The sequence below is a fragment of the Microbacterium sp. Root280D1 genome (assembly GCF_001428975.1).
In the GTDB taxonomy this organism is placed as follows: Bacteria; Actinomycetota; Actinomycetes; order Actinomycetales; family Microbacteriaceae; genus Microbacterium.
Genome location: NZ_LMJK01000002.1, coordinates 1107224 through 1128427 on the forward strand (window position 1 = coordinate 1107224; position 21204 = coordinate 1128427).

19 protein-coding genes are annotated in these 21204 nt (G+C 68.1%); 5 read left to right on the forward strand and 14 right to left on the reverse strand.

The features are described 5' to 3' along the window. Positions 1-32 precede the first annotated feature (32 nt). Together rpmA and rplU are read right to left on the reverse strand one after the other, a co-directional pair. Positions 33-290 carry a 50S ribosomal protein L27 gene (gene rpmA / locus ASE34_RS11590; protein ID WP_028501603.1) on the reverse strand — a complete coding sequence of 86 codons (258 nt, stop codon included), beginning with the start codon at positions 288-290 and terminating at the stop codon, positions 33-35. 19 nt (positions 291-309) lie between these two features. Beyond that, positions 310-618, reverse strand: a complete 309-nt coding sequence (gene rplU, locus ASE34_RS11595) for a 50S ribosomal protein L21 (RefSeq protein WP_072591411.1) — start codon at positions 616-618, stop codon at positions 310-312. Between the two features lie 211 nt (positions 619-829). Here rplU and ASE34_RS11600 point away from each other — a divergent pair, with 211 nt between their 5' ends. Continuing rightward, the gene (locus tag ASE34_RS11600; protein WP_053096584.1) at positions 830-1096 is read left to right on the forward strand and encodes a DUF4031 domain-containing protein; all 267 of its coding nucleotides are present in this window, start codon (positions 830-832) and stop codon (positions 1094-1096) included. On the opposite strand, the gene ASE34_RS11605 is transcribed toward ASE34_RS11600, so the two are convergent. Beyond that, positions 1061-3598, reverse strand: coding sequence for an Rne/Rng family ribonuclease (locus ASE34_RS11605; protein ID WP_056278913.1), 2538 nt, complete (start codon positions 3596-3598; stop codon positions 1061-1063). The two genes, ASE34_RS11600 and ASE34_RS11605, sit on opposite strands and share 36 nt — an antisense overlap. A 281-nt stretch (positions 3599-3879) precedes the next feature. Here ASE34_RS11605 and ASE34_RS11610 point away from each other — a divergent pair, with 281 nt between their 5' ends. Beyond that, entirely contained in the window at positions 3880-4497 is a 618-nt protein-coding gene (locus tag ASE34_RS11610) for a vitamin K epoxide reductase family protein (RefSeq protein ID WP_053096588.1), read from the forward strand. Between the two features lie 67 nt (positions 4498-4564). Here the strand turns inward: ASE34_RS11610 and ndk are convergent, their stop codons facing one another. From ndk to ASE34_RS11635, 5 genes are all read right to left on the reverse strand, one after another. Beyond that, positions 4565-4981, reverse strand: coding sequence for a nucleoside-diphosphate kinase (gene ndk, locus ASE34_RS11615; RefSeq protein WP_029261664.1), 417 nt, complete (start codon positions 4979-4981; stop codon positions 4565-4567). A gap of 1 nt (position 4982) precedes the next feature. Further along, positions 4983-5405 carry a DUF4233 domain-containing protein gene (locus tag ASE34_RS11620; protein WP_053096593.1) on the reverse strand — a complete coding sequence of 141 codons (423 nt, stop codon included), beginning with the start codon at positions 5403-5405 and terminating at the stop codon, positions 4983-4985. Continuing rightward, on the reverse strand, positions 5393-6745 hold the full coding sequence (locus tag ASE34_RS11625) for a bifunctional folylpolyglutamate synthase/dihydrofolate synthase (protein ID WP_056278914.1): 1353 nt from the start codon (positions 6743-6745) through the stop codon (positions 5393-5395). The genes ASE34_RS11620 and ASE34_RS11625 overlap by 13 nt, the downstream gene beginning before the upstream one ends. Further along, positions 6742-10107, reverse strand: a complete 3366-nt coding sequence (gene ileS / locus ASE34_RS11630) for an isoleucine--tRNA ligase (RefSeq protein WP_056278915.1) — start codon at positions 10105-10107, stop codon at positions 6742-6744. Before ileS ends, ASE34_RS11625 begins: the two co-directional genes overlap by 4 nt. A gap of 420 nt (positions 10108-10527) precedes the next feature. Next, entirely contained in the window at positions 10528-11337 is an 810-nt protein-coding gene (locus ASE34_RS11635; protein WP_056278916.1) for an endonuclease domain-containing protein, read from the reverse strand. A gap of 334 nt (positions 11338-11671) precedes the next feature. Here ASE34_RS11635 and ASE34_RS11640 point away from each other — a divergent pair, with 334 nt between their 5' ends. Beyond that, positions 11672-12322 (forward strand): pentapeptide repeat-containing protein, encoded by a 651-nt coding sequence (locus ASE34_RS11640; protein ID WP_056278917.1) that lies wholly within the window; start codon positions 11672-11674, stop codon positions 12320-12322. On the opposite strand, the gene ASE34_RS11645 is transcribed toward ASE34_RS11640, so the two are convergent. From ASE34_RS11645 to ASE34_RS11660, 4 genes are all read right to left on the reverse strand, one after another. Beyond that, positions 12312-13820, reverse strand: a complete 1509-nt coding sequence (locus ASE34_RS11645; protein WP_056278918.1) for an ATP-binding cassette domain-containing protein — start codon at positions 13818-13820, stop codon at positions 12312-12314. The genes ASE34_RS11640 and ASE34_RS11645 overlap by 11 nt on opposite strands. Further along, on the reverse strand, positions 13817-14629 hold the full coding sequence (locus tag ASE34_RS11650) for an ABC transporter permease (RefSeq protein ID WP_056278919.1): 813 nt from the start codon (positions 14627-14629) through the stop codon (positions 13817-13819). The genes ASE34_RS11645 and ASE34_RS11650 overlap by 4 nt, the downstream gene beginning before the upstream one ends. Next, positions 14626-15567 (reverse strand): ABC transporter permease, encoded by a 942-nt coding sequence (locus tag ASE34_RS11655; protein WP_056278920.1) that lies wholly within the window; start codon positions 15565-15567, stop codon positions 14626-14628. The genes ASE34_RS11650 and ASE34_RS11655 overlap by 4 nt, the downstream gene beginning before the upstream one ends. A 103-nt stretch (positions 15568-15670) precedes the next feature. Continuing rightward, positions 15671-17281 (reverse strand): ABC transporter substrate-binding protein, encoded by a 1611-nt coding sequence (locus tag ASE34_RS11660; RefSeq protein ID WP_056278921.1) that lies wholly within the window; start codon positions 17279-17281, stop codon positions 15671-15673. A 201-nt stretch (positions 17282-17482) separates the two neighbouring features. On the opposite strand from ASE34_RS11660, the gene valS reads away from it, so the two are divergent. Next, entirely contained in the window at positions 17483-20077 is a 2595-nt protein-coding gene (gene valS / locus ASE34_RS11665; RefSeq protein ID WP_056278922.1) for a valine--tRNA ligase, read from the forward strand. Further along, positions 20077-20292 carry a hypothetical protein gene (locus tag ASE34_RS11670; RefSeq protein WP_056279118.1) on the forward strand — a complete coding sequence of 72 codons (216 nt, stop codon included), beginning with the start codon at positions 20077-20079 and terminating at the stop codon, positions 20290-20292. The genes valS and ASE34_RS11670 overlap by 1 nt, the downstream gene beginning before the upstream one ends. 66 nt (positions 20293-20358) lie before the next feature. Here ASE34_RS11670 and ASE34_RS11675 read toward each other — a convergent pair whose 3' ends face one another. Together ASE34_RS11675 and ASE34_RS11680 are read right to left on the reverse strand one after the other, a co-directional pair. Then, positions 20359-20577 carry a hypothetical protein gene (locus ASE34_RS11675; RefSeq protein ID WP_056278923.1) on the reverse strand — a complete coding sequence of 73 codons (219 nt, stop codon included), beginning with the start codon at positions 20575-20577 and terminating at the stop codon, positions 20359-20361. After that, the gene (locus ASE34_RS11680) at positions 20574-21197 is read right to left on the reverse strand and encodes an ArsR/SmtB family transcription factor (RefSeq protein WP_053096611.1); all 624 of its coding nucleotides are present in this window, start codon (positions 21195-21197) and stop codon (positions 20574-20576) included. Before ASE34_RS11680 ends, ASE34_RS11675 begins: the two co-directional genes overlap by 4 nt. Positions 21198-21204 lie beyond the last annotated feature (7 nt).

Consider the following 21204-nt stretch of genomic DNA (forward strand, 5'->3'; position numbering starts at 1 on the left):
CCCCGAATCGGATGACTAGTGTCGTGCTGTGATCACTCAGCAGCGGCGACGATGTTGACGACCTTGCGGCCGCCCTTCGCGCCGAACTGGACCGCACCGGCGGCCAGAGCGAACAGAGTGTCGTCGCCACCACGGCCGACGTTCACGCCGGGGTGGAAGTGCGTGCCGCGCTGGCGGACGATGATCTCGCCGGCGAGAACCTGCTGTCCACCGAAGCGCTTGACGCCAAGTCGCTGAGCGTTGGAGTCACGACCGTTACGGGTGGAGCTTGCGCCCTTTTTATGTGCCATGTCCTGGTCTCCTCGGTCTTTACTTGATGCCGGTGATCTTGACGCGCGTGAGCTCCTGGCGGTGGCCCTGACGCTTCTTGTAGCCGGTCTTGTTCTTGTACTTCTGGATGATGATCTTCGGGCCGCGGAGGTTGCCGATGACCTCTGCCGTGACCTTGACCTTCGCCAGCGAATCAGCGTCGGTGGTCACCGAGGCGCCGTCGACGAGCAGCACTGCGGCCAGCTCGATCTTCTCGCCCTGTGCAGCCTTGACACGGTCGAGCTGAACGATCGTGCCGACCTCGACCTTCTCCTGCCGCCCACCGGCGCGCACTACTGCGTAAACCACTTCATACCTGTTTCGTTGGGGAGCTCGCGGCTCCGAGATCTCACGGGAAGACTGTTGCTTGCATGCATCGCGGGGCGACGGGCACGAACGCAAGACTCTCCGCTCCGACCGTCCAGGACGACGCGGCATACGCACCAAGGGACTACTTTACCGGATGCGGGACACTGTGGCAAAACGTGCCGCCCGGTGTGTCCGGTCATAGGCTGAAGGGATGACCGTTCTCGTCGATGACCCCCTGTGGCCTGCGCACGGGCGCCTGTGGGCTCATCTCGTCAGCGATGACACCCTGCAGGAGTTGCACGACTTCGCGAGGGCGCATGACGTGCCCGCGCGCGCGTTCGATCTCGACCACTACGACGTTCCGGAAGAGATCATCCCCCGGCTCCTCGCCGCCGGCGCACAGCATGTCGGCGGCAAGGAGCTGGTCAGGCGGCTGATCGCCTCAGGACTGCGAATCCCCGCTCGCGACCGGCGCTGACGGCTCGGAGTTCACCGAGACGGGCGTGCCTGTGAGGGCAGCCGTCGAGACGCGGCGACGACCGCGACCCTGACCGGGCGCCTTCGGCTCGGGAAGAGCATCGAGCACCGAATCGAGCAGCGCCTCCGCCGGGGACTTCGGCGACGACTTGCGGTCGGATCCACGCTTCTTGCGAGGCTTCTTGGCGCGCTCCTGCGGTGCGGTCGCTTCCGTCGGCTCAGCCACGGGAGCGACGGCCTCTGCCGGCTCGTCGGCATTCGGAGTGCGCGTCGAGGCTGCGATCTGCGCGAGTGCCGACTTCGCTCCCTCGGGGATGCTGTGCGTCGTCACCGCGGCCGGAGCAGCGCTCTGCGACTGACCGTTGCCGCCGCGCTGGCGACGGTTGGACTGAGAGCTGCCGTTCCCGTTGCCGTTGCCGTTCCCGTTGCTGCTGGAGCGGTGCTTGACGACGGGGTCGTGGTGGACGATGACGCCGCGGCCGGCGCATACGTCGCACGCCTCGCTGAACGTCTCGAGCAGGCCGAGGCCCAGCTTCTTGCGGGTCATCTGCACGAGGCCGAGCGAGGTGACCTCGGCGACCTGGTGCTTCGTCCGGTCCCGGCTGAGGCACTCGATCAGGCGACGCAGAACCAGGTCGCGATTGGACTCGAGCACCATGTCGATGAAGTCGACGACGATGATGCCGCCGATGTCACGCAGCCTCAGCTGGCGGACGATCTCCTCGGCCGCCTCGAGGTTGTTCTTGGTGACGGTCTCCTCGAGGTTTCCGCCCGAGCCGACGAACTTGCCGGTGTTCACGTCGACGACGGTCATCGCCTCGGTGCGGTCGATGACCAGCGAACCGCCCGAGGGCAGCCACACCTTGCGGTCGAGCGCCTTCTCGATCTGCTCCGTAATCCGGAAAGCGTCGAACGGGTCGGTCTCGTCCTCATACGACTCGACGCGCTCGAGGAGGTCGGGTGCGACGCTCTCGAGGTAGGCGCGGATCGTGCGCTGCGCGTCCTCGCCCTGGATGAGCATCTTCGTGAAGTCCTCGTTGAAGACGTCGCGGACGATCTTGACGAGGAGGTCGGGCTCGGCGTGCAGCAGTGCGGGTGCCTGCTGGTTCTCGACCTGCTTGCGGATGTGCTCCCACTGGCTGGTGAGCCGCTGGACGTCACGCGTGAGCTGGTCCTCGGTGGCGCCTTCGGCCGCCGTGCGGACGATCACGCCGGAGGACTCGGGCAGGACCTCCTTGAGGATGCGCTTCAGGCGCGTGCGCTCGTTGTCGGGAAGCTTGCGGCTGATGCCGTTCATCGATCCGCCCGGCACGTACACGAGGTAGCGGCCCGGGAGCGAGATCTGGCTGGTCAGACGCGCGCCCTTGTGGCCCACCGGATCCTTGGTGACCTGCACGAGGACGCGGTCGCCCGCCTTCAGCGCGAGCTCGATGCGACGCGGCTGGTTGCCGGTCTCGACGCCGTCCCAGTCGACCTCACCGGAGTACAGCACGGCGTTGCGGCCGCGGCCGATGTCGACGAACGCCGCCTCCATGCTCGGCAGCACGTTCTGCACGCGACCGAGGTAGACGTTGCCGATCAGCGATGCGTCCTGGTTGCGAGCGACGTAGTGCTCGACGAGCACGCCGTCTTCGAGGACGCCGATCTGCGTGCGGCCGTTCTTGGAGCGGACGACCATCTTGCGGTCGACCGACTCGCGACGTGCGAGGAACTCCGCCTCGGTCACGACCGGGCGACGACGACCTGCGTCACGTCCGTCGCGGCGGCGCTGCTTCTTCGCCTCCAGGCGCGTGGAGCCCTTGATGGCCTTCGGCTCGGTGATGTACTCCACGACGCGCTGACGGGGCTGGCGCGGTTCATCGCGCTGCTCCCGCGGCTCACGCTGATCGCGAGTGTCGAGGTCGTCCGAACCGCCGCGACGACGACGGCCGCGGCGACCGGCCGGCTCGTCCTGCTCGCGGTCGGCGATGCGGTCGAACACACGCTCACGACCCGTGCGCGCAGGAAGCGGCAGGACCTCGGGTGCGTAGAAGTGCAGCTGGGTCGAGACCTGCGAGACGAAGACCTCGGGGAGCAGCCCCAGCGAGACGGCGGTGAGGGGCTTGGGCTCCTCCGGCTTCTCGGGTGCGGTCTCGGCAGCGGGCTTCTCGGCAGCGGGCTTCTCGGCAGCGGGCTGCTCGGGTGCGGCTTCGACAGCGGGCTGCTCTGCAGAGGCGTCGGGCGCGTCCTGCGACGGAGCCTCCGCAGCAGCGGCATCCTCAGCAGGAGCCTCCTCAGCAGGAGCATCCTCAGCAGGAGCCTCCTCAGCAGGAGCATCCTCAGCAGGAGCCTCCTCCGCAGGAGTCTCCTCGGCCGAGGCGGTCTCGCTCGTCGAACCCTCGCCGTCGGCCGGAGCGTCGGATGCTTCAGCCTCCGGAGCGTCGGCGACTACCTCTGCGGGCGCGTCAGCATCCGCAGTGAAGTCGAGGGTAGGGGCGTCGTAGTCATTGTTCTCATCGGCCATCTCTGGCTTGCTCCTCGCGCGGACACTTCGTGTTCCGCTAACTCTCATGCGACACCCGCAGGTGTCGCGAACTCATTCGGTGTGCGACCGGCCCATGGCTCTGATCACGAGGGGCATACGGCCCCGAAGTCTGCGTCGATGCGCGCCACGACGGGGTCGAGCGATGCATCACAGGCCATTATCGCACCAAGTGCCCCGGTTCGCGGCATCCTCGCGACTCCGGGTCGTTTTCTCCGGCGCGCTCACGCCCGATACATAGCGATCGCTGAGAGAATCCACACATGAGCGAGCAGCGCACCCGCCCCGTCGTCTATGCCGTGTGGTTGATCATCGCGAGCGTCATCGGCTGGTTCGCCGCCTTCCAGCTGACGGTCGAGAAGTTCGTGCTTCTGGAGAACCCGACCGATGCGCTCGCCTGCGATGTGAGCCCCTTCATCCAGTGCAGCAAGAACCTGGGGTCCTGGCAGGGTGAGATCTTCGGCTTCCCCAACCCGCTGCTCGGACTGACCGGGTGGATGGCCCCGTTGGTGATCGGCGTCGCGATCCTCGCCGGGGCGAGGTTCCCGCGGTGGTTCTGGGCGGCCTTCGGCGCGGGGATCACCTTCGCCTTCGGACTCGTCTGCTGGCTCATCGGCCAGAGCCTTTACGCCGCGAACCTCGGGGTTCTGTGCCCGTGGTGCATGGTGACGTGGGCAGTGACCATCCCGACCTTCTTCGCGACGATGCTGCATCTGACCCGCAACGGCACCTTCACACGGAACGAGAAGACCCGGGAACGCGCCGACAAGCTGATGGTATGGGTTCCGCTGGCCACCATCCTGGCCTACGCGGTCATCATCATGATGGCGCAGCTGCAGGGCCTGGACTTCCTCGGCGAGATGGCGCGCATCATCTTCTGACCCCGCCCGGACATGACGAAGCCCGCCGCACGATCTCGTGCGGCGGGCTTCATCGTGTGCGGATCGGTCAGTCGAACCAGATGCCGAGCTCGCGTGCGGCCGACTCGGGGCTGTCCGAGCCGTGCACGAGGTTCTGCTGCACTTTGAGACCCCAGTCGCGGCCGAAGTCGCCACGGATCGTGCCGGGCGCGGCGGTGGTGGGGTCGGTCGTGCCGGCGAGCGAGCGGAAGCCCTCGATCACACGGTTGCCGGCGAGGCGGATGGCGACCGACGGGCCCGAGAGCATGAACTCCAGGAGCGGCTCGTAGAAGGGCTTGCCCTCATGCTCCGCGTAGTGCTCGGCGAGCAGGTCGCGGTCGGGCTCGACCAGGCGGATGTCGACGAGGGCGTAGCCCTTCGCTTCGATGCGCGCCAGGATCGTGCCGGTGAGGCCGCGGGCGACACCATCGGGCTTGACGAGGACGAGGGTTTCTTCGGTGGCCATGTCATTCACTCTCTGTCTGAGTCTCAGTCGTGGGCCCGTCGGGACGTCGTGCGTCCAATCGGGCCCCCATGATCGTCGCATACCCCCACATGCCGCCGAAAACCACGACGACGAGCAGGATCGCGGGGACCAGGATAGCTGCCAGAGCGATGACGACCTGCAGGACCCAGCCCGCCGTGATCGCCCACGGCTTCGTGATCATGCCGGCGAGGGCGAGGCAGGCGAGCCCGACGACGGCACCGCCGACGATCCCCCACCATTGCGGGATGCCTGCGGGCAGCGTCTTCAGACCGAAGACCGTGAGCCCCGCGAGGAAGACGACGATGGACTCGAAACCGAGCACGATCGGCGCCAGCTTCTGCACCAGAGTGCGTGGGGGACGTGGCGGACGGGCCGGGCGGGATGCAGCGGTCACGCGCGCCATCCCGACTTCCAGTCCTCTTCCTCGGCGAGAGCGATCGCCTCACCGGCGAGCACGACCGAGCCGGCGATCACGACGGCCCGGCGATCCGATGACGCCGCCCACTCGCGCGCGGCGTCCGCTGCCTCGGCGAGCGTCGGGTGCACCGTCGCGCGCTGTCCCGTCGACTCGACGAGATCGGCGATGAGATCCGCGTCGCTCGCACGGTCGGACTCGGGCGCCGTGACGAACACATGGGCCGCCGCGGGTGCGAGCTTCGAGACGATACCGGCGGCATCCTTGTCAGCGAGCACGCCGAGCACCACACCCCACTCGTCGAAGTCGAAGCTGTCATCCATCGCCTGCACGAGCGCGGCTGCGCCGTGCGGGTTGTGCGCAGCATCCACGATCACCGTGGGAGCGACGCCCAACAGCTGAAGTCGCCCCGGCGAAGTCGAGCCCTGCAGGCCCTCCGAGATGATGTCGGCGGCGATCGGCTGCTGCGCCCCGCCGATGAGCGACTCCACGGCTGCGACCGCGAGAGCCGCGTTGTGTCCCTGGTGCGCTCCGTACTGGGGCAGGTACTCCTCGACATACGCTCCGGCGAGACCGCGGATGGTCAGCAGCTGTCCGCCGACGGCGAGCTTCTGCTCGGCGAGTCCGAACTCCTCCCCTTCGAAGGCGATCGTGGCATTCCTCTCGGCAGCGACACGGCGCAGCACCTCGGCGGCCTCCGCGGGCTGCTGGGCCGACACGACGGCAGCGCCCTCCTTGATGATTCCCGCCTTCACGGTCGCGATCTCGGCGATCGTGCCGCCGAGACGATCGGCGTGGTCGATGTCGATGGGCGCGAACACCGCCACATCACCGTCGGCCGTGTTGGTCGAGTCCCACTCGCCGCCCATTCCCACTTCGAGGACGAGCACGTCGACCGGGGCATCCGCCACCGCCACGAAGGCGAGCACGGTGAGCAGCTCGAAGAACGTGAGCGGCTCCTCACCCGCTGCCTCGAGCTCGGCGTCGACGATCTCGACGAACGGTTCGATCTCGTTCCAGGCGTCGACGACGGCGGCATCCTCGATCGGCTCTCCATCGATCACGATGCGCTCGGTGAAGCGCTCGAGGTGCGGACTGGTGAAGAGGCCCGTGCGCAGCCCGTGCGCGCGCAGCAGGGTCTCGATCATGCGAGCGGTCGAGGTCTTGCCGTTCGTACCCGTGATGTGCACGACGCGATACGTGCGCTGCGGATCGTCGAGATACGCGAGGATGCGCGCTGTGCGCTCCTTGCGCGGCTGCACCCAGCGCTCCCCCGCACGACTCAGCAGCTTGTCGTAGACGGCATCGGCCTTGTCGCGTGCGCTCATTCGGCGGGCTCCTTCGTCGTGACGTCGATCGTGACGATGATCGGGCGTTTGTCGGCGCCCAGGGCGGTCGCACCACTGCGGAAGACGCCGTCGCCGGGGCTGGTGACCTCCTGCACGAGGGTGTCCATGTCGTCGGTCGCCTGCACCGCGAACGCGACGGCCAGGGTCTCCCCCGCGATCAGGTCCGCATGCGCCTGCAGCGCCTCCGCATCGGCCGGGCCCACGTTCAGTGCCAGAACGATGCGGTCGCTCACATCGAGGTCCGCATTCTTGCGGGCCTCCTGCACGACGCGGATGGCGTCTCTCGCCAGTCCCTCGGCTTCGAGCTCAGGAGTGGTCGTCGTGTCGAGCAGCACGAATCCGCCGCTCGGCACGATCGCGAGCGCCTCCCCCTCGGGCCGGCCGGTGGTCTCGAGCACGAGGTCGTACTCGCTCGGCTCGAGCACGATGCCACCCGCGGTCACGACGCCGTCGACCTCCGACCAGTCGCCGGACTTCGCGGCCTTGATCACCGTCTGCACGTTCTTGCCCAGGCGCGGACCCGCCGCACGGGCGTTCACGCTCAGCCGGTGGCTGATCCCGTATCCGCCGGCGGTCGTGTCCGACTGCTGGACGAGCTCGACCGACTTGACGTTGAGTTCCTCGCGCAGGATGTCCTCGAACTGGCCGAGCGTGGCCGCCAGAGGTGACACCACCGTGAGGCGTGCGAGTGGCAGCCGCACACGGAGCTTCTCCTTCTTGCGCAGGGCGTTGCCGACGCTCGACAGCTCGCGAACCGCATCCATCGCGTCGCGGATCTCGTCCGCCGCGGGGAACGCGGTGTCATCCGGCCAGTCCTGCAGGTGCACGCTGCGTCCGCCCGTGAGCCCCTGCCACACGCGCTCGCTGATGAGCGGCACGAGAGGCGCGGCGACCCGGGTCAGCGTCTCGAGCACCGTGTAGAGCGTGTCGAAGGCGTCTGTGCTCGACCCCTCCCAGAACCGGTCGCGCGAGCGACGGATGTACCAGTTGGTGAGCACCTCGGCGAAGTCGCGCAGACGCGCGGACGCGGTCGTGGAGTCGAGACCCTCGAGGTCCGCTCGCACCTCGCGCACCAGGTCGCCGAGACGAGCGAGGATGTAGCGGTCGAGGACGTCAGTCGAATCAGTGCGCCAGGTCGCCTCGTATCCGCCGGGCTTCGCCGCGTTGGCGTACGTCGCGAAGAAGTACCACGAGTTCCACAGCGGGAGCAGGAACTCGCGCACGCCCGAGCGGATGCCCTCTTCGGTCACTGCGAGGTTGCCGCCGCGCAGCACCGAGCTCGACATGAGGAACCAGCGCATCGCGTCGGAGCCGTCGCGGTCGAGCACCTCGGAGACGTCCGGATAGTTGCGCAGCGACTTCGACATCTTGTAGCCGTCGTTGCCCAGGACGATGCCGTGGCAGCTGACGCCCGTGAACGCCGGTCGATCGAACAGCGCCGTCGAGAGCACGTGCATGACGTAGAACCAGCCACGCGTCTGCCCGATGTACTCGACGATGAAGTCGGCGGGCGCATGCGTGTCGAACCACTCCTGGTTCTCGAACGGATAGTGCACCTGGGCGTACGGCATCGAGCCGGAGTCGAACCACACGTCGAAGACGTCCTCGATGCGGCGCATCGTGCTCCGGCCGGTCGGGTCATCGGGGTTCGGACGGGTGAGGTCGTCGATGTATGGGCGGTGCAGATCGATCTCACCCTCGGGGTTGCGCGGGAGCGTGCCGAAGTCGCGCTCCATCTCCTCGAGCGAGCCGTAGGCGTCGACGCGCGGGTACTCGGGGTCGTCGCTCTTCCAGATCGGGATCGGCGAGCCCCAGTAGCGGTTGCGGCTGATCGACCAGTCGCGCGCGCCTTCGAGCCACTTGCCGAACTGGCCGTGCTTCACGTTCTCGGGCACCCAGGTGATCTGCTCGTTGTTCGCGAGCAGGTCGTCCTTGATGTCGGTGACGCGGATGAACCAGCTGGACACGGCCTTGTAGATCAGGGGATTCCGGCACCGCCAGCAGTGCGGGTACGAGTGCACGTAGCTCTGCTCGCGCAGGAGGCGCCCCTCGGTGCGCAGCAGGCGGATGAGCGGCGTGTTCGCGTCCATCCACAGCTGCCCGGCGACGTCGGTGACGTTCGGCAGGAATCGTCCGCCATCGTCGAGCGACAGGATCGTCGGGATGCCGGCAGCACCGGCCACCCGCTGGTCGTCCTCACCGTAGGCAGGAGCCTGGTGGACGATGCCGGTGCCGTCGCTGACCGTGACGTAGTCGTCGACGAGGATGCGCCAGGCGTTCTCCGTGCCGTAGGTCTCGGCGTCGGCGTAGTAGTCGAAGAGCCGGTCGTAGGTGACGCCCTCGAGCTCGGCTCCGCGCACCGTCGCGTCGACCGCGGCGAGCGCCTCGTCGAGGCTCTCGTATCCGAGCTCCTTGACGTAGCCGCCGAGCAACTCACGCGCCAGAAGGTAGCGGTGGGCCGAGGCCTCGACGGCGGCATCCGTCGTTCCCGCGACCTGGTGCACGTCGGCAGCTCCTCCGGGACCGGCGGGCAGCACGACGTACTCGATGTCGGGGCCGACGGCGAGCGCGAGGTTGGTGGGCAGGGTCCAGGGTGTGGTCGTCCAGGCGAGTGCCCGCACGGCGGTGAGACCGAGGGCCTCAGCCTTCGCACCGGTCAGCGGGAACGTGACGGTGACCGACGGGTCCTGACGGTTCTGGTACACGTCGTCGTCCATGCGCAGCTCGTGCGCCGACAACGGGGTCTCGTCGCGCCAGCAGTACGGCAGCACGCGGTATCCCTCGTAGGCGAGTCCCTTGTCGAACAGGGTCTTGAACGCCCAGAGCACGCTCTCCATGTAACCGAGGTCGAGCGTCTTGTATCCGCGCTCGAAGTCGACCCAGCGAGCCTGACGAGTGACGTAGTCCTGCCACTCATGTGTGTACTTGAGCACCGAGTCCTTCGCCTTCGCGTTGAAGACGTCGATGCCCATCTCCTCGATCTGGCTCTTCTCGGTGATGCCGAGCTGCTTCATGGCCTCGAGCTCGGCGGGCAGACCGTGGGTGTCCCAGCCGAAGACACGATCGACCTTCTTGCCGATCATGGTCTGGAATCGCGGGAAGACGTCCTTGGCGTAGCCCGTGAGCAGGTGCCCGTAGTGCGGCAGGCCGTTGGCGAACGGCGGGCCGTCGTAGAAGACCCACTCGTCTTCGCCCTCGCGCTGCTCGATCGAGGCGCGGAAGGTCTGATCGGTCTCCCAGAAGTCGAGCACCTCGCGCTCGATCTGAGGGAACCGAGGGCTCGGGGCGACGGAGGCAGCCTGGTCGGCGGCGGGGCCGAAGGAGGAACGCGGGTAGGTCATGTCGTCTCGCAGGAGTCGTGGCGGATGCTGCTGCGAGGACGATCCGTCCGGCTTGTCGTTCCGGGGACCGCGGTACCACCTCGCGTGCCGCGCCTCACGGCGGAGCCACTCTCACTGCGGCTGTGACGGGCCTGCCCCGCTCGGTTCTACTGAGTCCGCCCTCGCGAGCCGACCGTTCTTCCGAGAGCTCCCCGGTGATGTCCGGATCACAGCTCTTGTCTCCCATTGTACGCGCGGTGCGGCGCGTGCGCCTCCTGCCTCCTGAGCGCGGCCGAAGTCCGTGCGCGCTTCCGACGTCGGTTCTGTCTTCGGGGCCCGCGCCCCCGTCGGCCGAATGCACCTCCGTCGGCCAGTCTCCGGGAATTCGGCCGAGGTACGACCATCTGTCCGACGGTGCGAAGCGTCTGAACGGCGGGTCACTCACCCCGCGCGGTGCAGTCCCTGCGCGACCGCGCGCATGATCAGGTCCTGCACGATGTGCCAGTCGAACATGACGTGCGTGTACGACACGCGCATCACGTGATACCCCATCAGCCGCAGTTCGGCATCGTGCCGGATGTCTTCGGATCGCTGCGCACCGACGTGGTGGGCCCCGTCGATCTGTACGACGAATCGGTCGCCGATCAGAGCGTCGACGCGGTGGCCCGCGATCCAGATCTGCACGCGGATCGGCTCTCTCAACCACCGCAGTCGCGCACGAAGGTAGGTCTCCAGCCCCGCATCGGCGAAAGGAGTGGCCCGTTCGAGAATCAGCCGCGCCGCCGGCTTCCACGAGTATCCGCGCAGAGCTTCCATCGTGACGAGCGACTTGTTGAGCGCTGACTCCCAGGTCGCGAGCGCCCGCTCGAAAGGCTCGCACTCAGCGATGTACGCCAGCACATTCTCGATCGGATCGACGAGCACATCCGGATGACGCGGCACGATCGGACTGCCCCAGTGCACCTGCGCGTCGACACGTCGCCTCCCCGCGGCGTTCGGCCCGACGGCGACGTGTGGCTTGCCCGAATCGTCGTGCAGCCAGAGACCGAGCCGAGCGGCTTGAGTACGGCAGGTCAGCACGACGCCTCGGCGCGCCGCGCTGATCAGCATCCCGTCGGCGGAAGGCACCGCGAGCCATCCTCGTCGCGGCCGGATCAGCACACCGCCTTCGACCGCCGACGCGACCAGGCTCCGAGCGAATCCGCGCTCTTGGATGACGGTGACACGCACGACGCCGCCGAGCTCCGTCATCGTCGCAAGCAAGTCCTCTGACGTTCTCCGCACCCAGCCAGTGTGGGACGTATCGCGTGCGCGTCGCCCCCCGTTCCAGGCTTGTGCGCACAACGGCGTCTCGTGGCGTTCTGTGCAGGAGCGGTCGAGGCGTCCGCAGACGTCGCTCGCTCGCCACTCTCGTGCTCCCACTCTCGCTCGGCCGAATCCACCTCCCTCGGTCCGATTCCGCGCGATAGGCCGAGTGAAGCGCATCCGGCCGAGGAAGGCGCGGCCGAACCGAGGAAGGAGCAGCTGAACCGAGGAAGGAGCAGCCGAACCGAGGAGTGTCTCACCCACCCCCTACCCTCGAAGCATGGCCCGCTCCCCCGAATCCCCTGCGGCTCCCCGCGTTTCGCCTCCCGACCTTCCCCTCGAGTTCGAGTCGGCGACGGCTCGGCGCAGCGCCGACCTGCTGGCGGCACAGCTCGATCTCGAGGTCGCAGCCGATCTCGCCCACGCCTCACTCGAGCAGTGCACGATCACGGCCGACGCCGACAGTGTCGATCTGACCGGAGCCACCCTCATCGACGTCGACATGACGGGTGTCCGCATCGCCTCGCTCAAGATGCGGGATGCCGGCATCCGTCGCGTGCGCATCAGCGGCGGACGCATCGGCACGCTCGATCTGAGCAGCGCCCGAATCGACGAGCTGGAGCTCCGCGACGTGCGGATCGACTATCTGAACCTGGGGGCGTCGAAGGCCACGGACATCGAGATCACCGCGTGCAGCATCCGGACGATCGACATGCCCCAGGCCGAGCTCACCCGCGTGCGCTTCACCGACACGCGCTGCGACGAGGTGGACTCCCGCGGCATGCGCGCCACGCACGTCGACCTGCGCGGGCTCGACGCCTCGGCGTTCCTCGATGCGAACAGCCTCCGCGGCACGACCCTGAGCAGCTTCCAGGTGCAACAGCTCGCACCGGTACTCGCGGCGGGGATCGGCATCCAGGTCAGGGACTGACGGGCCGGTTCGCGTCGAGCAGCTCCTGAGTGAACGGATGCTGCGGCGATTCGAACACGTCCGTGACTGCACCCTGTTCGACGATGACGCCGTCCTGCATCACCAGCACGTCGTCGGCGACCGCCCCGACGACATCGAGATCGTGCGACACGAAGATCATGGTCAGCCGACGCTCGCGCTGCAGCCTCAGCAGCAGCTGGATCACGCGCTCACGCACCGACGGATCCAGAGCCGACACCGGCTCGTCCAGCACGAGCACCTCGGGCTCGGCAGCCAGTGCCCGAGCGATGGCGGCACGCTGTCGCTGCCCACCCGACAGCGCGGACGGCCGCCGGGTCGCCAATACGGGGTCGAGGTCGACCTCGGCGAGAAGCTCGGACACCCGCGCGGCCCGCAGCGCCCGAGGCACGCCGCCCGCGGCGAGCGCCTCCCTCAGCGACCGCCCGATGCTCCATCGGGGATCGAATGCGCCGAGCGGATTCTGGTGCACGAGCTGCACGCGGTGCTCGCCGATCCAGCGCAGGCCGCCGTCGTCCGGCTGCTCGACGCCGACGATCATCCGGGCGAGCGTCGTCTTGCCCGACCCCGATTCCCCGACGATGCCGAGTGTGCGTCCCTGATGCACGGCGAACGACGCGTCGTTCACGGCGGCGATCTCCTCGTATGTCCTGGTGACGCCTGTGGCGACGAGCACGGGTGTCACGTCGTCGGTAGAGGTCACACGCGGCTCGTGCATCGTCGCGGCGATCAGCTGTCGGGTGTACGCGTGCTGCGGCTTCTCGAGAACCTCGCCGACGGGCCCGGACTCGACGACCACGCCGTTGCGCATCACCAGCACGCGATCGGCGATGCGACGGACGGCCGCGAAGTCGTGGCTGATGAACACGATCGCGGTGCCGGCGTCGGCGATGTCGCGGAGGAGTCCGAGGATCCTCGCCTGCACCGTCGCATCGAGAGCCGTGGTCGGCTCGTCCGCGACGAGGATCGCGGGTTCGGCCGCGATGGCCGAGGCGATCAGTGCCCGCTGCCTGAGTCCGCCGGAGAGCTCGTGCGGGTACTGCCGCGCTCGGCGGGCGGCGTCCGGCATCCAGACGCGGTGCAGCAGCTCCTGCACTCTTTCGCGCAGCGCCGCTCGTCCGGACCTGAGGCCGTGGAGACGCAGGGGTTCGGCGATCTCCGATCCCACCCGTTGCAGCGGATCGAGCGAGACGAGGGCATCCTGCGAGACGAGCGCGATGCCCGCGGCGCGCAGAGACCGCCAACGCCGCTCGCCGAACCGCGCGACATCCGTCCCGTCGATGATGAACCGTTCGAACCGCACCCGTGCGTCTGCGGGCGTCAGTCCGAGAAGTGCCCGCGCGGTGAGCGACTTGCCCGCGCCCGACTCACCGACGATGGCGACGCACTCCCCTCGCGCCACCGACAGCGACACCCCGTCGACGACGGGCGTCCCACCGAAGTCGATGCGCAACCCCTGCAGCTCGAGCGCTTCCGTCACGACGTCCGCCCCTCTGCTCTGGCACGCAGCACGCGGCCGACGATCGTCGCCGCGATCACGGTGACGGTGATCGCGATGCCGGGGAACACGGCGATCCACCAGGCCTGTCCGAGCACGTTGCGTCCTCCGGCGAGCATGAGGCCCCACTCGGGAGTCGGCTCCGATGGGCCGAGACCGAGGAAGCTGAGTCCGGCGGCCGCGAGGATGCTCGAGCCGATGCCGATCGTCGCGAGCACGCTCAGCGACCCGAGCACACCCGGCACGACATGCCGGACGAACGCGGGCACAGGGGGGACGCCGAGGATCCGGGCGGCCTCGACGTGCTCGGCGCTGCGGAGGGTGCGGGTCTGCACCCTCGCCAACCGGATGTAGACGGGGACGGCGGCGAGCGTCACGGCGATCGCCATGTTGACCGGTCCGGGCCCGAGCACCGCCACGACCACGAGCGCGACCAGGAACTCGGGGAAGGCCATGAGCACATCGTTCACCCGCATGAGTGCCGCGTCGACTCCCCGCGGGGCGAGGCCGGCGAGCGCACCGATGAGCAGCCCCACGGCGAGCGCGATGCCCGTGGCGAGCAGGCCGATGCCGATCGAGCGCCCGGCCCCGTAGAGCACGCGCGAGTAGACGTCACGCCCGCTCTGATCGGTGCCGAACAGATGCTCGGCGCTGGGCGGCAGAAGCGATGCGCGCACGTCGGTCTGAAGAGGGTCGTGCGTGGCGAGGACAGCGGGGAAGGCCGCAGCGAATGCGAGCACCAGCAGCACGGCCACGGCGCACCAGAGCAGCACGGTCTGCGCGCGCTTCATCGCCTTCCTCCCCGCCCGGTGCGCAGCCGAGGATCGATGAGCGGATGCAGCAGCTCGATCACGAGGTTCACGATCACGAAGACGATGGCACTGAGCAGGATGATCCCGGTGATCACCGGCAGATCGCGGTTCGTGATGGCCGCGAGGGTGACCCGGCCGAGGCCCGCCCTGGCGAACACGGTCTCTACGAGCACCGCTCCTCCGAGCACCGATCCGGTCAGGTAGGCCGCCAGGGTCACGGCATTCGCGGCACCGTGTCTCAGCCCGTGACGCAGCGTGAACCAGGATGGGCTCGCACCCCGCGCCCGCACGGTCTCGGCGAACGGCATCCGCTCGGCCTGCACGAGTCCATCCCGCAGCACCTGGCTGAGCAGCGCCGCCACGGGAAGCGCGAGCGTGATGGCCGGCAGCACGATCGTCGCCGGATTGCGGGCACCCGAGACAGGGAACCACCCCAGTCCGAATGCGAAGACGCTGAGCAGGATCAGTCCGATCCAGAACACGGGCGACGACAGGATGACGAGCTCGATGCCCGCGGCGACGGCTCGTCCTGCCTGGCCTCGCACCAGCAGGGCGACGGCGAGCGCGAGCAGTACGGCGATCACGAGAGCCAGCGCCGAGAGCTGCAGCGTCGATCCGAGCTGACGGCCGATGACCTCGGTCACCGGCATCCGCAGCTGATACGACTCGCCCAGGTCTCCCCGGGCGAGCTGACCGATGAAGGTCAGATACTGCTCGAGCGGGGGTCGATCGAGGCCGAGCTCCGCACGGATGCCGTCCTTGACCGCCTCGCTCACCTGAGCCTGCGGCCCGAGCATCACCGAGACCGGATCGCCCGGGATGACGCGGAACGCCAGGAAGACGAGTGTCGCCGCGCCCCAGAGCACGATCACGACGGATGCCGCGAGACCGGCGATCCGGATGAGCGCTGCCTTCACCGTTGGCGCCCTCTCGACGATCTCTGAGCACCCTTCGGCACGCGGCGCTCGCTCACGAACGATACCGCAGCGATATGCCCAAGGGGGCTCGACGACTCAGCGGTCAGCCGACGCTCACGTCGTAGAACAGCGGACGTCCGTACAGGTCGTAGTCGAGACCGCTGACCCGCTCGCCGACGGCGGTGATCGCCGAGGGGCTGTAGAGCGGGACGATGGCCGTGTACTCCGCATTCCACTCCTGCAGCTGCGTGTAGATGCTGTTGCGCTCGTCCTGATCGCTGGAGGCGACGGCCTGGTCGAGCAGAGCGTCGATCTCCGGATCGGTGACCTGGGAGGCGTTCTGGAACCCCTCTGTGTGCAGGTGCGCACGGAGGAAGTCGGGGTCGACGCCGGAGAATCCCCAGTCCGTCAGGTCGAAGGTCTTCGGACCGTACTGCTCGTTGTAGGCGCCGGGCTCCAGCACCTCGCGCACGACCTCGAACCCGATCCCCTTGAGATCCGACTGGATGGCGTTCGCCAGGGCGGCCCGGTCGTCCGGCACCGGGGTCCATGCGATCCACCGCGCAGACAGGCGCTTACCGTCCTTCATGCGGATGCCGTCGCTGTCGCGCTCCGTCCAGCCGGCCTCGTCGAGGAGAGCGTTCGCCGCTGCTGCATCGAAAGGCCAGCTGTCCTCGAGGGAGGCGTCGTACCCGGGAGTCGTCGAGCCGAGCACGCTCCATGCTCGTGGGAACTGCCCGAAGAAGATCTCCTCGACGGCGGCGTCGACGTCGATGCCCCGAGCGAATGCCTGGCGCACCTTCTCGTCGGCGAAGACACCGTACTTCTCGTTGAGGTACAGCGAGTACGGCAGGCCGGGGTACTCGACCGAGTCCACGGTGATGCCGTCGCCGAGATCTCCCGCGAGGTTCGGGGGGATGTTGCTCGCGAGGTCCGCCTCGCCGCTCTGCACGACGCCCGTGCGCACGGAGGCCTCCGGCTGGATCTCGACGCGCAGCGTCTCGACCTCCGCCGCATCCTCGCCGTGCGGCCCCCAGGCGTAGTCATCGTTCCGGGTGTACACCAGCTCCTGATCGGGCGTGTACTCGGTGAGCACGAACGGACCGGTGCCGACCGTGACATCGGGCCCTCCGGCCTTCAGCTGGTCGGCGGACTCCGCCAGCACGGCCGGTGAGTAGAACCCGAGCTGCGGCGTGCTGGCCGCCTGCAGGAACGGCGCGTACGGCTGGGTGAAGCTGACCGTGACGGTGTGCTCGTCGACAACCTCCGTACCCGCGTAGAAGTCTGCTCCGAGCATCGACGCCGCCTGCGCCGACTCCGTCTCGGGGTCGACGATGCGGTCGAAGTTCGCCTTGACCGCCTCGGCGTCGAAGACCTCGCCGTCGGTGAACGTCACGTCGTCACGGAGGACGAAGGTGTACTCCGTGCTGTCGTCGGAGACGGTCCACTCCTTCGCCAGCCAGGGGCTGAACGAGCCGTCGTCCTCCTGGAAGACCAGCGAGTCGAGCACTGCCCGCTGCACCATGCCGGAGACGTCGAGCTGGCTCACCTGCGGATCCATGTGCCCGGCAGAGAGGTTCGCGCCCTCGATCGACCAGACGAGCTCTCCGCCGTCGGACTCGGAGGACGGCGCGGCGCAGGAGCTGAGCAGGAGGGCGCTCACGGCGACGGTGGCACCGAGCGGGATCGCGCGGCGCAGGAAGGTGGTGGGCATGCTGTTCCTCGGGAGGGAAGGCGAAGGGACGCGGACGCGTCGTTTGTTGGACTGGATCCAATTCTAGAGCGTCCTCTTCACCCCCGGCGCTGCGCGGCAGGACCGGAACTCTGCACTGCCGCGGGCGATTAGACTGTGGGACACAATCCACACTCAGGCACGCTCACACAGTGCCGCATACATCGCTCGAGGAGAACCTTCATGTCCGCTATTCCCGACAAGCCCGCACTCGAAGGTCTCGAAGCGAAGTGGGGTGAGACCTGGTCCGAGCGGGGCACGTACCTGTTCGACCGCATCCGCGCCGCGGAGTCCGGCCGCGAGGGCGTCTACTCCATCGACACTCCCCCGCCGACCGCATCCGGAAGCCTGCACATCGGGCACGTCTTCTCGTACACGCACACCGATGTCAAGGCGCGCTTCGAGCGCATGCGCGGCAAGAACGTGTTCTACCCGATGGGGTGGGACGACAATGGACTGCCCACCGAGCGCCGCGTGCAGAACTACTACGGCGTGCGGTGCGACCCGACGCTCCCCTACCAGAGCGACTTCACCCCGCCGTTCGAAGGCGGCGACAACAAGTCCAGCCGCGCTGCCGACCAGGTGCCCATCAGCCGCCGCAACTTCATCGAGCTCTGCGAACGTCTGACGATCGAGGACGAGAAGCAGTTCGAGGCGCTGTTCCGCCAGCTCGGCCTCTCGGTCGACTGGACGCAGACCTACCGCACCATCTCCGACGACACGATCCGTCAGAGCCAGCTCGCATTCCTGCGCAACCTCGAGCGCGGCGAGGCCTATCAGTCGCTCGCTCCGACGCTGTGGGACATCGACTTCCGCTCGGCGATCGCCCAGGCCGAACTCGAGGATCGCGACCAGCAGGCCGCGTACCACACCATCGACTTCCCGTTCGCCGACGGATCCGGCTCGATCACGATCGAGACCACCCGCCCCGAGCTGCTTCCCGCGTGCATCGCGATCGTGACCCACCCCGAGGGCCCGCACAAGCACCTGATCGGCACGAAGGTGCGCACGCCCTTCTTCGGCGCCGAGATCGAGATCCACGGCCACCACCTCGCACAGCCCGACAAGGGCACCGGCGCCGCGATGGTCTGCACCTTCGGCGATGTGACCGACATCATCTGGTGGCGCGAGCTGCGCACGGCGGCGGGCGACCACCTCCCGAACATGACCACGATCGGCCTCGACGGACGCTTCCTCCCGACGGCGCCGTCGATCGTCGCCGACGCCGACGCGATCGACTGGTACACCGCCGAACTCGCGGGCAAGACGGTGTTCTCCGCGCGCAAGGCGATCGTCGAGAAGCTGCAGGAGACCGGAGACATGACGGCCGTCGGCAAGCCGTTCAACCACGCCGTGAAGTTCTTCGAGAAGGGTGACCGCCCTCTCGAGATCGTCTCGACCCGCCAGTGGTACATCCGCAACGGCGCACGCGACGCGAACCTGCGCGACGAGCTGCTCGAGCGCGGCACGCAGCTGGCGTGGCACCCGGACTTCATGCGGGTTCGCTACGAGAACTGGGTCGGAGGTCTGACCGGAGACTGGCTGGTGTCGCGTCAGCGCTTCTTCGGCGTGCCGATCCCGCTCTGGTACGGCCTCGACGAGAACGGCGAGCGCGACTACGACCGCGTGATCGCTCCCGATCACGCCAGTCTCCCCATCGACCCGACGACCGACGTGCCGGAGGGATACACCGAGGATCAGCGCGGCGTGGCCGGTGGTTTCGAAGCCGAGGCCGACATCCTCGACACCTGGGCCACCTCGTCGCTCACTCCGCAGCTCGCCGGTGGATGGCAGCGCGACGAGGAGCTGTGGCAGCTCACGGCACCGTTCGACCTGCGCCCGCAGGGACAGGACATCATCCGCACCTGGCTCTTCTCGACCATGCTGCGCTCGACCCTCGAAGACGGGCGCTCGCCGTGGCGCAACGCCGCGATCTCGGGCTTCATCGTCGACCCCGACCGCAAGAAGATGTCGAAGTCGAAGGGCAACGTCGTCACGCCGGCGGACATCCTCGAGACCCACGGATCGGACGCGGTGCGCTACTGGGCCGCCTCCAGCCGCCTGGGAATGGATGCCGCCTTCGACCCGCAGAACCCGACGCAGGTCAAGATCGGCCGCCGACTGTCGATCAAGGTGCTCAACGCGGCGAAGTTCGTGCTGTCGTTCCCGGTGCCCGAAGGCGCCCAGGTGACGCACGCCCTCGACGCCTCGATGCTGACAGGCCTCGACGCCGTGATCGCCGAGGCGACCAAGGCGTTCGAGAACTACGACCAGGCCAAGGCGCTGGAGGTCACCGAGGCGTTCTTCTGGACGTTCTGCGACGACTACCTCGAGCTCGTCAAGGAGCGCGCCTACAACCAGAACGACGTGGGCCAGGCCTCCGCGGCACTCGCACTGCGCCTGGCGCTGTCCACGCTGCTGCGCCTTCTCGCGCCGATCCTCTCGTTCGCGACCGAAGAGGTGTGGTCGTGGTTCGAAGAAGGCTCGGTCCACACCGCCGCGTGGCCGGAACCTCTCGGCATCGACGGTGACACGGCGGTGCTGTCGGCCGCGAGTGAGGCACTGATCGGCATCCGCCGCGCCAAGACCGAGGCGAAGGCATCGCAGAAGACTCCGGTATCTCGTGCCGCGATCGCGGCGCCCGCCGCCAAGCTCGACGCACTCCGCGCCGCAGCCGAAGATCTCAAGGCCGTCGGCCGCATCGCCGACCTCGAGTTCACCGAGGCCGACGAGTTCGCGGTCACCGCGATCGAGCTCACTCCGGTCGAGGGGGCATGATGCAGCTGGGTACGCGGTGGGCCACCGGCTCGGAGCCGCCGGCATCCGTTCCCGCCGCGCTCCGGCCGGCGATCGCCGAGGTCGAATCCCGCGGCCTCACCGGACACTGGACGCTCACATGGCTCGAGGGCCGTGCGATCGCCGAGCTCGATGCGGGCTGGGAGGTCGTGCAGACCGGGGCCGGCGACGTGATCGCCCGCCCGTTCGAGGACTGACGAACTCTGATCAGAAAGCCCCCTGTCCGGAACTCCAGACAGGGGGCTTCGCTGCGTGTGGCGATGTCATCGACGCGGCAGGCCGAGCTGCGCGAGCATGTGGTCGACGGCGTGGGGATCCTGGCGTCTGGTCTGCTGCTCGCGCAGGAGATCCAGCGCGAGCGTCCGCCTCTCGGCCCGACGTTCGATGCGATGTTCCACGAAGGCCGTGAGCAGCCCGGCGAGGCCGAGCAGCCTGCGCTCAGTGCGCGTCGGGGCGACGAGTCGGATGGTCGCGCTGGTCATGATTCCTCCGTCTTCGAGTCGGCGGCATCCGCGAGCACAGCACCGGAGGCCGGCAGGTCGAAGAGCTCGGTGCGCAGCGACACCCGGCGCACATCCGGCCCGGTCTGGCCGCGGAATCGCTCGACCGCGCTGTCGACCACCGCCATGAGCTCATCCTTGAGACCCGCCATCTGCGAGGGGGTCATCTCGAGCAGAGTCGTGGCGATCAACCCGGTGTCCTTCCAGCCCTCGGGCACGTCCGTGTCCGGCCGATTCACGTAGGACATCAGGGTCTCGTGGCGAAGTCGGAAGAACTCGGACGAGACGATCTGCGCCGCGGCTCGATTCGCCGGTGACATGCTCTGACTGGGACCGGGGATGTCGATGCGTCCTTCGGGAAGCTCCCACCAGCGCTCTCGGGCCGTGCCGCGGCCCTCGACCTCGTGGATGAGGTCGTGCGCCGAGAGCGTTCGCAGGTGATAGCTGGTCGACCCGGACGTCTCGCCCAGCATCGAGGCGAGCGAACTCGCCGTCTGCGGCCCGTGAGTGCTGAGCAGGTCGAAGATCCTCACACGCAGCGGGTGAGCGAGGGCTTTGAGCGCCCCCGCGTCGAGGCGTCGCAACTGCAGTTCGTCTTCCATACCGTCG